This window comes from Phytopseudomonas punonensis (assembly GCF_900142655.1).
Taxonomy (GTDB): Bacteria; Pseudomonadota; Gammaproteobacteria; order Pseudomonadales; family Pseudomonadaceae; genus Aquipseudomonas; species Aquipseudomonas punonensis.
Map to the genome: position 1 here is coordinate 225,256 of NZ_FRBQ01000006.1, position 11,732 is coordinate 236,987.

Annotated in this window: 11 protein-coding genes and 1 pseudogene; 9 read left to right on the forward strand and 3 right to left on the reverse strand. The window is 58.0% G+C overall.

The window, feature by feature from the left end:
- The first annotated feature begins 20 nt into the window (after positions 1–20).
- Complete coding sequence (locus BUC40_RS16330; RefSeq protein WP_073267225.1) at positions 21–1,052, forward strand: diguanylate cyclase domain-containing protein; 1,032 nt, start codon at positions 21–23, stop codon at positions 1,050–1,052.
- 22 nt (positions 1,053–1,074) lie between these two features.
- Here BUC40_RS16330 and BUC40_RS16335 read toward each other — a convergent pair whose 3' ends face one another.
- Positions 1,075–2,718 carry a sensor domain-containing diguanylate cyclase gene (locus tag BUC40_RS16335; RefSeq protein WP_073267226.1) on the reverse strand — a complete coding sequence of 548 codons (1,644 nt, stop codon included), beginning with the start codon at positions 2,716–2,718 and terminating at the stop codon, positions 1,075–1,077.
- Between the two features lie 148 nt (positions 2,719–2,866).
- Here BUC40_RS16335 and prfB point away from each other — a divergent pair.
- The 5 genes from prfB (at position 2,867) to BUC40_RS16360 (ending at position 7,951) form a co-directional block, all read left to right on the forward strand.
- Positions 2,867–3,962 (forward strand): peptide chain release factor 2 gene (gene prfB, locus BUC40_RS16340; protein ID WP_139272199.1). Its coding sequence is split into 2 segments (ribosomal slippage): positions 2,867–2,938 and positions 2,940–3,962, totalling 1,095 coding nucleotides; the frame shifts between segments, so codons are not numbered across the junction.
- Between the two features lie 60 nt (positions 3,963–4,022).
- Positions 4,023–5,522, forward strand: a complete 1,500-nt coding sequence (lysS, locus tag BUC40_RS16345; RefSeq protein ID WP_073267227.1) for a lysine--tRNA ligase — start codon at positions 4,023–4,025, stop codon at positions 5,520–5,522.
- A 155-nt stretch (positions 5,523–5,677) separates the two neighbouring features.
- Positions 5,678–6,229, forward strand: a complete 552-nt coding sequence (locus BUC40_RS16350) for a hypothetical protein (protein ID WP_073267228.1) — start codon at positions 5,678–5,680, stop codon at positions 6,227–6,229.
- Positions 6,230–6,268: 39 nt separating this feature from the next.
- Positions 6,269–7,564 (forward strand): flavohemoglobin expression-modulating QEGLA motif protein, encoded by a 1,296-nt coding sequence (locus BUC40_RS16355; protein WP_073267229.1) that lies wholly within the window; start codon positions 6,269–6,271, stop codon positions 7,562–7,564.
- Between the two features lie 87 nt (positions 7,565–7,651).
- Positions 7,652–7,951 carry a PA3694 family proteiin gene (locus tag BUC40_RS16360; protein ID WP_073267230.1) on the forward strand — a complete coding sequence of 100 codons (300 nt, stop codon included), beginning with the start codon at positions 7,652–7,654 and terminating at the stop codon, positions 7,949–7,951.
- An 83-nt stretch (positions 7,952–8,034) separates the two neighbouring features.
- On the opposite strand, the gene lptF is transcribed toward BUC40_RS16360, so the two are convergent.
- Together lptF and BUC40_RS16370 are read right to left on the reverse strand one after the other, a co-directional pair.
- Positions 8,035–8,820, reverse strand: coding sequence for a lipotoxin F family OmpA-related lipoprotein LptF (gene lptF, locus BUC40_RS16365; protein ID WP_073267231.1), 786 nt, complete (start codon positions 8,818–8,820; stop codon positions 8,035–8,037).
- A gap of 44 nt (positions 8,821–8,864) precedes the next feature.
- Positions 8,865–9,305 (reverse strand): DUF4398 domain-containing protein, encoded by a 441-nt coding sequence (locus BUC40_RS16370; RefSeq protein ID WP_073267232.1) that lies wholly within the window; start codon positions 9,303–9,305, stop codon positions 8,865–8,867.
- Between the two features lie 515 nt (positions 9,306–9,820).
- On the opposite strand from BUC40_RS16370, the gene BUC40_RS16380 reads away from it, so the two are divergent.
- From BUC40_RS16380 to BUC40_RS23165, 3 genes and pseudogenes are all read left to right on the forward strand, one after another.
- Positions 9,821–10,810: a hypothetical protein gene (locus BUC40_RS16380; RefSeq protein ID WP_073267247.1), complete on the forward strand. Its 990-nt coding sequence runs from the start codon at positions 9,821–9,823 to the stop codon at positions 10,808–10,810.
- Between the two features lie 3 nt (positions 10,811–10,813).
- The gene (locus BUC40_RS22775; protein ID WP_073267233.1) at positions 10,814–11,404 is read left to right on the forward strand and encodes a P-loop NTPase fold protein; all 591 of its coding nucleotides are present in this window, start codon (positions 10,814–10,816) and stop codon (positions 11,402–11,404) included.
- Between the two features lie 40 nt (positions 11,405–11,444).
- Positions 11,445–11,732, forward strand: a pseudogene (locus BUC40_RS23165) (transposase); the annotation flags it as partial.

Here is an 11,732-nt window from a genome sequence, read left to right on the forward strand (position 1 = left end):
CAAACGGTCTGGAGACCAACATGCATACCCCACCTCACTCCATGGAAGAACGTGGTTCACGCAAGGACGGCGCGGTGATGGTATTGCTGGTCGACGACCAAGCCATGATCGGTGAGGCGGTGCGCCGTGAGCTGCTGGGCGAAGAGGGCATCGACTTCCACTATTGCTCAGAGCCGACCCAGGCCATCGCCATTGCAGAGCAATTGCGCCCGACGGTAATTCTTCAGGATCTGGTGATGCCCGGTGTCGACGGCATTACGCTGCTCGGCGAATACCGCGCGCGCCCGGCGCTGCGCGATGTGCCGATCATCGTGCTGTCCACCAAGGATGACGCCACGGTGAAAAGCACGGCATTCGCTGCGGGCGCCAACGATTATCTGGTCAAGCTGCCCGACACCATTGAGCTGGTGGCGCGCATCCGTTATCACTCGCGCTCCTATATGGCGCTGCAGCAGCGCGATGAGGCTTACCGCGCGCTACGCGAAAGCCAGCAGCAGCTGCTGGAAACCAATCTGGTGCTGCAGCGCTTGATGAACTCCGATGGCCTGACCGGGCTTTCCAACCGTCGTCACTTCGACGAATACCTGGAAATGGAATGGCGCCGCGCCACGCGCGAGCAAACCCCAATGTCGCTGCTGATGATCGACGTCGATTTCTTCAAGAGCTTCAACGACCATTTCGGCCATGTGGCGGGTGACGATGCGCTGCGTCAGGTGGCGACTGCACTGCGCAACAGCTGCAGCCGCTCCACCGACCTGGCGGCGCGCTACGGGGGTGAGGAGTTCGCAATGGTGCTGCCCAGCACGTCGGCCGGTGGCGCACGCCTGCTCGCCGAGAAGGTGCGCCGCGCCGTTACCGATCTGGCCATTCCCCACCACAAGCCCGAGCCTGGCGCCGTGCTGACCGCCAGCCTGGGCGTTGCGACGCTGGTGCCGCGGGTCGGCCAGACCTCGTTGCAACTGGTCAACCTCGCCGACCAGGGGCTGTACATGGCCAAGCAGGCCGGCCGTGATCAGGTTGGCCTGGTCAACGACACCAGCAATCTGTCTTAACGACCGTCTTTTTGCATGCCCGTCAGTCGTCGGGCGACGGCTCGCCATGTAACACAACGCGCCCACGTCCCGTCTGCTTGGCGCGATACAGGGCCTGATCGGCCAGCTCGACCACTTGCTCCAGGCTGGCATCGTCCTGCGGCCAGAGCGCGCCGCCGATGCTGCAGCCGATGTGCAATTGCTGGCCTTCCCAGTGCATCACCGCAGCCAGTGCCTGGATAGTGCGTTCGGCAATCTGCTGAGCCTGCGCTGGTGCATCGTCTGCAGCCACCTGCAGAATCATCAGAAACTCGTCGCCGCCCAGGCGTACCACCAGGTCACCGTTGCGCAGGCAGCCGCGCATGCGTGACGCTGCCTCGCGCAGCACCTGATCGCCGGCCGCGTGGCCGTAGCGGTCGTTGACCGGTTTGAACCCATCGAGATCCAGATAGAGCACAGCCAGGCCATCCTGCGTGCCCTGATTGCGTTGCTGCGCGCGGGGCAGGAAGCGGGCCAGTGCTGCGCGGTTGGGCAGGCCGGTCAGCGGATCATGGTGGGCGCGGTTTTCCAGGGCGTCGAGTTCGGCATGCTGATGTGTAAGGCTTTCCACCAGATGGCGGATGGAGCGGCTGAGCCGGGCAATTTCACGGGGGCTGCCGATCTCTGGAATTACGGTGATTTCGCCATTGGCGAGGCGGTCGGCGGCGTGGGCGATGGTGCGCAGCGGGCGAGTCACGTAGCTGGCCAGCAGCCAACCGCAGGCAGCGAACAGCACGGCCAGCACCACGCTCCAGCTGAGAATGGTGAGGTGCATGGCCTGCACTGGCGCTTCGGCTTGCTGCAGATTCTGGCGGGCTACGACCATCCAGCCCAGACCTGGGTAATCCAGATAACCCTGGCTGGCCGTCATGCCGGTAAGGTATTGCTCGCCATCGGGCCATTGTTGCACGGCCCACTCGCTGCGCTGGTTGGACAACTCTTGCATCATCGGTAGGTGCAGCCGCTGGCCGACCATCTCGCGAGGGCCGAGCAATACGGTGCGGTCACGGCCGATCACGAAGAATTCGATCTGGCTACTGTCCTCGATGGGCTTGAGAATCGACTGGCGCACCTCGTCGGCCCACGACCACGACAGGTGCGAGGCGAGCACGCCGATCAGCCTGCCGTCGTCATCAACGATTGGCAGGCTGATATCGACGAACTTCATCGCTTCGCCGGTCGGATTGGGCAGCAGCTTGGCCAGCAGCACGGCTTCGTGAACATCGCCTATGAACAGGCCCTTGCTGCCTTCGAGAAAGACCGGCCGCTGGGCGATGCTGGCGCCTTCGAGAATGCCGTTGCTGGAGGCCAGCACCTGGCCCTGGGTATCGGTAAAACCGATCCATGCGATGCTCGGGAACTTGCCCTGCAGCTCGTCGAGCAGGCGCCGTACTTCACCGATATTGCCCTGCTGGCGCAGGGCGTCGAGGCTGCCGATCACCTGCAGCATGTTGGCGCGGCTCTGCATGTCACGATCCAGACGGTCGACCATGGTGTAGGAAATTTCGGCCAGATCCCGGCCGATCGCCTGGCGGATACGCTGGCTGGAGTCCCGGCTGATCAGGGTGCCAAGCAGCAGGCTGAGCAGGCAGACCAGCAATACGGTGAGCAGGGCGTAGTGGCTGCGCAGGCTGTGGGTGCGGAGCATGGGGGAGGGCATCCTAGGCGGGATTTCGGGCGGCTGGTTCGATTATAGAAGGCCATCTGTCTACAGGTGGCCGGCGTGCTGCCAGAATAACCTGAGTCGGGTATACTCCGCGGCTTTTCCGAAGTTTTACCTGTGAGTGCCGCCAGCCATGGAAATCAACCCGATCCTTAACAGCATCAAGGACCTGTCCGAGCGCACCCAGACTATTCGGGGGTATCTTTGACTACGATCACAAGCATGATCGTCTCGTCGAAGTAAACCGCGAACTCGAAGACCCGAACGTCTGGAATAAGCCCGAATACGCACAGAGCCTGGGCCGTGAGCGCTCCACTCTGGCGCAGATCGTCGAAACCATCGATGACCTGACTGGTAGCCTGGCCGATTCGCGCGACCTGCTGGAAATGGCCGTCGAAGAAAACGACCAGGGCGCCGTCGATGACGTCGCCGCCGAAGTCGAGCGCCTGAGTGGCATTCTCGAGCAGTTGGAATTCCGTCGCATGTTCAGTCATGAGATGGACCCGAACAACTGCTACCTGGATATCCAGGCCGGCTCAGGCGGTACCGAGGCCCAGGACTGGGCCAACATCCTGCTGCGCATGTACCTGCGCTGGGCCGACAAGCGCGGTTTCAGCGCCGAGATCGTCGAGCTGTCCGAAGGTGAAGTCGCCGGTATCAAGGGCGCCACCGTACACATCAAGGGCGAGTACGCCTTTGGCTGGCTGCGCACTGAGATTGGTGTGCACCGCCTGGTACGCAAGAGCCCGTTCGATTCCGGCGCCCGTCGCCACACGTCGTTCTCGGCGGTATTCGTGTCGCCCGAGATCGACGATAAGGTCGAAATCGAGATCAACCCGGCCGACCTGCGTATCGATACCTACCGCTCCTCCGGTGCCGGTGGTCAGCACGTCAACACCACCGACTCGGCGGTACGTATCACCCACGTGCCAACCAACACCGTGGTGGCCTGCCAGAACGAACGTTCCCAGCACGCCAACAAGGACACCGCGATGAAAATGCTGCGGGCCCGGTTGTACGAGCAGGAAATGCAGAAACGCAACGCTGCTTCCCAAGCGCTGGAAGACACCAAGTCGGATATCGGCTGGGGTCATCAGATCCGCTCCTACGTGCTCGATGATTCGCGCATCAAGGACCTGCGTACTGGCGTCGAACGTAGCGACTGCAACAAGGTCCTCGATGGCGACATCGACGTGTACCTCGAAGCCAGCTTGAAACAAGGCCTGTAATACCTTTCGGTTCCGCCCTGAGCAGGGCGGCGACTACCCCGTGATGGAATCCCGACGAACATGAGCGACCAACAACCCGACCAGCAGCAACTGCAACAGGAAGAGAACAAGCTGATTGCCCAGCGCAAGGAAAAGCTTGCGGCCATCCGTGAGCAGGGCAACGCCTTCCCCAACGACTTCCGTCGCGACGACCTCTGCGCCGACCTGCAGAAGCAGTACGCGGACAAGACCAAGGAAGAGCTCGAAGCCGCTGCCATTCCGGTCAAGGTTGCCGGTCGCATAATGCTCAACCGTGGCTCGTTCATGGTCATTCAGGACATGAGCGCGCGCATCCAGGTCTACGTCAACCGCAAGACCCTGCCGGAAGAAACCCTGGCAGCGGTCAAGACCTGGGACATGGGCGACATCATCGCGGCTGTCGGCACCCTGGCCCGTAGCGGCAAGGGCGACCTGTACGTCGAGATGACCGACGTGCGCCTGCTGACCAAGTCGCTGCGCCCGCTGCCGGACAAGCACCACGGCCTGACCGACACCGAGCAGCGCTATCGCCAGCGCTACGTCGACCTGATCGTCAACGAAGAGGTTCGTGAGACCTTCCGCGTGCGTTCCCAGGTGATCGCTCACATCCGTCGTTTCCTCGCCGAGCGCAACTTCCTCGAAGTGGAAACCCCAATGCTGCAGACCATCCCCGGTGGCGCTGCGGCGAAGCCGTTCGAAACCCATCACAACGCCCTGGATATGGCCATGTTCCTGCGCATCGCGCCGGAGTTGTACCTCAAGCGGCTGGTGGTCGGCGGCTTTGAGAAAGTCTTCGAGATCAACCGCAACTTCCGTAACGAAGGCGTTTCGACCCGGCACAACCCCGAGTTCACCATGCTCGAGTTCTACCAGGCCTACGCCGATTACGAAGACAACATGGACCTGACCGAGGAGCTGTTCCGCGAGCTGGCCCAGAGCATTCTCGGTAGCACCGACGTGCCCTATGGCGACAAGGTGTTCCATTTCGGCGAGCCGTTCGTGCGCCTGTCGGTGTTCGACTCGATCCTCAAGTACAACCCGGAAATCACCGCGGCCGACCTGCAGGACCTCGACAAGGCCCGTGCTATCGCCAAGAAGGCCGGTGCCAAGGTGCTTGGCTTCGAAGGCCTGGGCAAGCTGCAGGTAATGATTTTCGAAGAGCTGGTCGAGCACAAGCTGGAGCAGCCGCACTTCATCACCCGCTACCCGTTCGAGGTCTCGCCGCTGGCCCGGCGCAGTGACGATGATCCGAGCGTGACCGACCGTTTCGAGCTGTTCATCGGTGGCCGCGAGATCGCCAACGCCTACTCCGAGCTCAACGACGCCGAAGACCAGGCCGCGCGCTTCCTGCAGCAGGTCGCTGACAAGGACGCCGGTGACGATGAAGCCATGCACTTCGACGCTGACTTCGTTCGCGCCCTCGAATACGGCATGCCGCCGACTGCTGGTGAAGGCATCGGTATCGACCGTCTGGTGATGTTGCTGACGAATTCGCCGTCGATTCGCGACGTGATTCTGTTCCCGCATATGCGTCCCGAATAACGCTAATACTAGAGCCGCCTCCGGGCGGCTTTTTATTGCCCGTGATTCAGCGCCTATCCTGTCAGTGAGTATCCCTCGCGGTTGCTTGACGCGCTGCGCCAGTGGAATGGACTATCAGCCGGTGGCAGCCCCACGATTGTCTCAAGGAGAGCATGATGAAAGCCTGGCGCGCATCTATGGTGCTGTCGTTTCTGCTGTTGAGTGGTTGCCTGGTGACCTTCAAGGAGCCGATTCCGGCCAACGAGGCTGCCCCGGTTCCGCTGCTTGGGGTGTGGTCGCGCACCGATGAGTGGGGCGAGCTGCGCTACCTAGACATCAGCCGCTCGGGTTCCAATCTGTACAAGGCCGAGACCTACGTCGATAACCCCGACAACGTGCCCAGCGTGCAAAGCTACAGCTTCACCGTCGCCCACCACGGGCGGCGCTGGTATCTGTCGGCCGGGGTGCCCAAGCGTATGGGCGCGAACTTCGCCATCGGCGGTTTCGAGCTGACCCAGAGTGGCGAGCTGGTACTGTTCAATCTTGATGTCGGGCGCATTCAGCAGGCCATCGCCAGTGGCGAGCTCAAGGGTAGCGACGTGCAAATGCCCCAAGGCGAAGGTGTGCTGGTGACCAGCACGCTGGAGCAGGTGTTCGCCTACCTCAATGATCCGGCCAACTCCGATGTATTCGTGGAAGTGGCGCGCTATCAGCGCAGTACACCCTGAGTCGACGTCGCCCATGCCAGTCATGCAAAGAGGAAACCCATGAACAGCCACATAGCACTCGACGGATACCAACTGGTGGTGCGCGCGCTGTCCGATCGCATCGTCGAGGCGCAGACGCCGATCCGCGTGCTCGATGCCGTGAAATGGGACGACTCCATTCGCCAGACCTTTCTCAAGCACAAAGGCCGTGAACTGCCGGCCATTGATCGCGCCTATTACGACAGTCGCCCGCTGGCATTCGACCCGGCTGCCAAGAAGCTGGAGTTCCAGAACATCGAGCGTGACATCACTCGTCAGCTCGGCCAGTTCAATCCGGTGGGGCAGATCATGCGGCGCATGTGTCGCGAGTATCGGATGGTCATCCGCATGCTGGAGGCCCGCGGCACGTCAGATTTCGGGCTGATTTCCCAGGAGCTATATGGCGCGGCGTCCGATGCCTTCCATGCTGGCGACCCGACCCTGGCTGATCTGGGCCTGATGTTTTCCGGCTACCTGAACAACATCGACAAGCGCGGCGACCTCAAGGATGAACCCAAGACGCTGAGTGCCAAAGATGCCGTCGCCATGCTGCAAAGCCGTCTGAACCTGGTGTTCGGCGAGAGCGAGAACACCATCCGGGTGTTCGAGTCAGACGGCATTCTTGCTGACGCAGCGGCGGGCGCCGACTACATCAAGATCCGTACCGACGCGATGTTCAACGAGCGCGACGTCAAGGCACTGGAAGTCCACGAAGGCCTGGTGCACGTGGCCACCACGCTCAACGGGCAGAATCAGCCGGTGTGTACCTTCCTGGCCAAAGGCCCACCCTCGTCGACGGTCACTCAGGAAGGTCTGGCGATTCTGATGGAGGTGATCGCCTTCGCGTCCTACCCCAGCCGCCTGCGCAAACTCACCAACCGCACCCGTGCCATCCACATGGCCGAGCAGGGCGCCGATTTTCTGCAGGTCTGCGATTTCTACCGCGAGCAGGGTTTCAGCCTGGAAGACAGTTACAGCAATGCCAGCCGCGCGTTCCGCGGCTCGGCGCCGGACGGCTTGCCCTTCACTAAGGACCTGTCGTACCTGAAGGGCTTCATCATGATCTACAACTACATCCAGCTCGCGGTGCGCAAAGGCAAGCTCGAACAGATCCCTTTATTGTTCTGTGGCAAGACCACGCTTGAAGATATGCGTACGCTAAGCCAGTTGGTCGATGAAGGATTGGTGAGCCCGCCCAAGTACCTGCCGCAGCAGTTTCGCGACCTCAACTCGCTGTCGGCCTGGATGTGCTTTTCCAACTTCCTCAACCACCTGAGCCTGGATCGGATCGAAGCCGACTACGCCAACATTCTCTGAGTAACAGGCTCGGGAAGTGGCGGCGGCGCGACTGATCTCTATTTCATCGAGCCGCCCCATGGGGACGGCTCGCTGCCGAGATGCCGCATGACAGAGCGCAACCCTATTCCCCTGATTATTACCGCCATCGGCAGCATTGCCGGCACCGTCGCGGTGCTCGGCTTCTACGGTTACCTGCATTTCGCCAAGCCTGAAGACGCCTTGCTGCTCGCCGAATTCACCATGCTCAAGACCGTTCCCGGTGAGGATTATCGAGTCAGCCTGAAACCAGCCGATCAGGTGGCGCAGTGCATTGATGGTGTGCTGGTGCTGTTCGATCTGCAGCAGAAGGGGCTCAGTGGTGTGCTGGTTGACGACGCCAAGCGAGCAGTGCGCTGCAATCCCTGAAACGACAAACCCCGCCTGAGCGGGGGTTGTCTTGCGAGTGGCCTGCGCCCTTGCGGGGCAGGCTTCCTCAGCGAGCCAGTGGCTTAGTTGCTCATCGACGAGCGAGGAGCAACCGGCTTGCTGTCGTTGGAAATGGTCACTTCCACACGACGATTCATGGCGCGGCCGGACGAATCGCTGTTGCTGGCGACCGGGTATTCCTTGCCATAACCCTGAGCGACGATGCGCTCTGGGCCAACACCTTGGCTGATCAGCGCAGCGCGAACCGAGTTGGCGCGACGCTCGGACAGGCTCTGGTTGTACTGAGCCGAACCGGTGCTGTCGGTGTAGCCTTCAACGATCACCTTGCGGTCCGGGTTTTCCTGCAGGAACTGCGCAAGTTTGGTGATGTTGTGCATGCCGCCTGGCTTGAGCTCGGAGCGATCCAGGTCGAACAGCACGTCACCAAAAGTCACCAGGGTGCCGCGCTCGGTTTGCTTGGCGTTCAGGCTATCCTGCAGCTGCTTGATCTGTGCATCACGGGCTTCCAGACGAGCCTGGGCACGCTGAGCGCCGGTCTGCTCCAGGTTCTGCTCGGTGGTGCGGAGGGCGATGGTCTGCTCAGCGAGTTCGATGCGCTTGTTGGCCAGGTAGGACAGCTGGTCGACGCGCTTCTCGTCTTCTTTCTCGCGGTAGGCTTTCTCAGCACGCTCCAGCGCTTCGCCTGCGTCCTTGGTTTCCAGGGCCGCTACTTTGACCGACTCAGGGTTGGTCTGCAGGCTGGAGTAGCTGCTGCGCGCCTGCTCCAGGTTGACGTTGGGCTTGGAGGCGCAAGCAGCGAGGCCGACGCTCAGGGCCAGCAGGGCAGGAATCATTACTTGATTACGCATGATCGTTCATCCTTCTATGAATTGGCGAAAGCTGTCGTGAGGCGTTACTGCTGCTGACCCTGTGGACGGATCTGCTCGGCGCCACGCATACCTTCCTGACGCAGTTCCTCTATACCCTGCTGAGCATCTTTCAGCGCCTTGTCAGCCTTGGCAGCCTGGGTTTTGCGGGTCGCTACGCGAGCGTCCCACTCAGCCTGCTCGGCCAGACGCTTGGCTTCTTCGTAGTTCTTCTCGACCAGTTCCAGCTCGGCTTGCTTGAGCTTGTCCTGCGCAGATTTGGTTTCTACCGCAGCGAACTCGGTACCGCCGGAGCTAACGGCTTCGTTGACCGCAGATTTGGTCACAGCCATTTGTTCGCTTGGTGGGTTACCCGCACAACCGGCCAGCAGCAGGCTGCTGCCAATGGCCAGCGCAGCGACCTTCCAGCTGGCCAGTTGAGTACGAGCATTTGGGGCAGTTTTAGTGGTCATGGTGTGCAACTCCATTGGTCAATACCTGGCAAAACAGTCGGTTTCCACTGTGGTTACCTGCCGTGCGGAGCTCAGGAGCGGTAGCAGCTGAGATAGTTTTTCTCCGGCGACCAGTGGTCAATACGGCATAGTCCTGTGAGTTGGAGAGGGTAAGAAACGTTCAGAAAAAAACTGCGTACTGTCAGTGTGGTGTCGCCAAAAATGTGTCGCAGGCCCCGCCGTTCGTGGTCTGCGCACACTTGACCAAATGATCAGGGATTGCTCGGTGGCTGCTTGTTTTCCAGCTCTTGCCGGTAATGGCGAGCCAGTTCAAGAAAGCGCGGCGTCGGGCCGGCATCCTCGGATATCGGACAAAAGTCGAAATGCGAATTATCGAATTACTGGCTTTGATAGTTATTAGCTATCGGTCGGCACTCTAACTATCTTGGGTTTCGTATGACCGTAGGAGCCCCCATCCGTGGTGCATCTGAGCGTTCGATGTTAAAACGCCTGTACAGGATTCGGCTTAGGTGATGATGAGGACTTTACACATGGATGAGGTGATGCTGATGGATCGGAGTCGTGTTCTTCATGAAGCACTTGAACAAAGCGGTTGGGAGAACCCCGAAGAGGTCATACAGCGTGTGAAGCGTCTCGACCTAGGGCTACCGGCTGAGGATGAATTCGCTGTCATCTGTAGCTGGCTTGGGAAGTGTTCGCTTGTCCATAAACTCGATCAGCAACAAATTCCAAGGTCTTCCCGTGAAACCTATCAGGTTCCCGATTTACTAGCAGTTTTCAATACGACAAATAATCAGTACAGAGTTCTCATTGAGGTCAAAACTAAGAAAGAAGAAAACCTCACACTCAGAGCAAAGGACAGGGATAAACTGCTCAAGTATGGTGAAATACTTGGGCTCCCTGTTTTGTTTGCTTGGAAATATCACGGCTTTTGGATGCTATTTGATATTTCGTTGTTCAAGCGATTCAATAAGAATTATCGTGTTGATTTTTTTTCTGCTATGTCCAATAGCTTGATGAGTCTCCTTGCGGGTGACGTGAGTTATCAGCTAGGGGAAGGTGTGGGTCTATATTTTAAATTAAAGAAAGATGGAATGCATCGTAGCGATGAAAATGTAGAGACGTGGAAAGCAAGAATGGAAGAGGTTTATCTTCTTGATTTCAATGGCGAGAAAAATTACAAATTTTCTCCTAAAACTCTTTCTATATTGAATACGTGCGAGATTGAGGAAAATACAGAAGTAGATGATGAGTACATTAGGCAAAGCTTTGTTGTGCGTCCAGGTGTCGGGAACATGGCACACAGAGCTATTGAAAGCCTTTTAACGATGGCTGATGTTGATGCCAATATTCATTGGCGTTCTTTGCTTGTTGATGAGTCGCCTCTTTATTCTATCGCTGATTTTCAAAGTGCTTTAAATGAGGCGTTGAAGCAGAAATTTGTAAGTTACATTCTTGTCCAGCATCCCAAAGAATACCCTGTTTTCATAAAAGATGATGACAAAGCTAAAAGGAATTGAGTCATGTCAGTTATCCAGGTTGAAAAAGCACTACATGATTTCGCTGTCAGAAAAGTGGGGTCTGCAATTGTCTTGAAAGGGGAGTGGGGGACTGGTAAGACCTATTTCTGGAACTCCATAATTAAGAAGCATAGATCAAATTTTGGTCGTGCTAATTACTCATACGTCTCATTGTTTGGTATTAACTCACTAGCGGAGTTGAAACGTTCGATTTTTGAAAATACAGTGCCATCTGCTAAGGCTAATGATGTCACCAGCAAAAATTCTGTCATCGAAAATTTAAAGAAGCTAGATTTTAGCGATGCAGGTGGTGGGCTGAGAAAAATTTTTAGTTTTGGGAAGGAAGCGAAGATTCCATTTGTAGGAAGCTTTAGCGGAGTGATTGATTCAGTTCAATATTCTTTGGTGGCAGAGACTATTATCTGCATTGATGATTTTGAACGTCGAGGTAACTCTCTGTCAGCAAGAGATGTTTTAGGTTTGGTTTCGAATTTGAGTGAGTCCAAATACTGCTCCATTATCCTTATCCTAAATGAAGGCTCACTAGATAAGAGTGATGAGTTTTTCACCTTTGAATCGCCCCTAGTTTCGTAGACACCTCCAAGCCTCATAATGAGGCCCACTAGGAGGTGCCATGAGCAACCAGCGTTACCCCGAAGAATTCAAAATCGAAGCGGTCAAGCAAGTGACCGAGCGTGGCCTTCCTGTAGCCGAAGTGGCAGCGCGGTTAGGTATGTCGGTGCACAGCCTGTATGCCTGGATCAAGCGCTACAGCAAGCCGCAGGAAAAGCGGCAGCAAGAGGACGATCAGCAGGCCGAACTGCGTCGTCTGCGTGCTGAGCTCAAGCGAGTGACCGAAGAGCGAGACATCCTAAAAAAGGCCGCCGCGTACTTTGCCAAGGAGTCCGGCTGAAGTACGCCT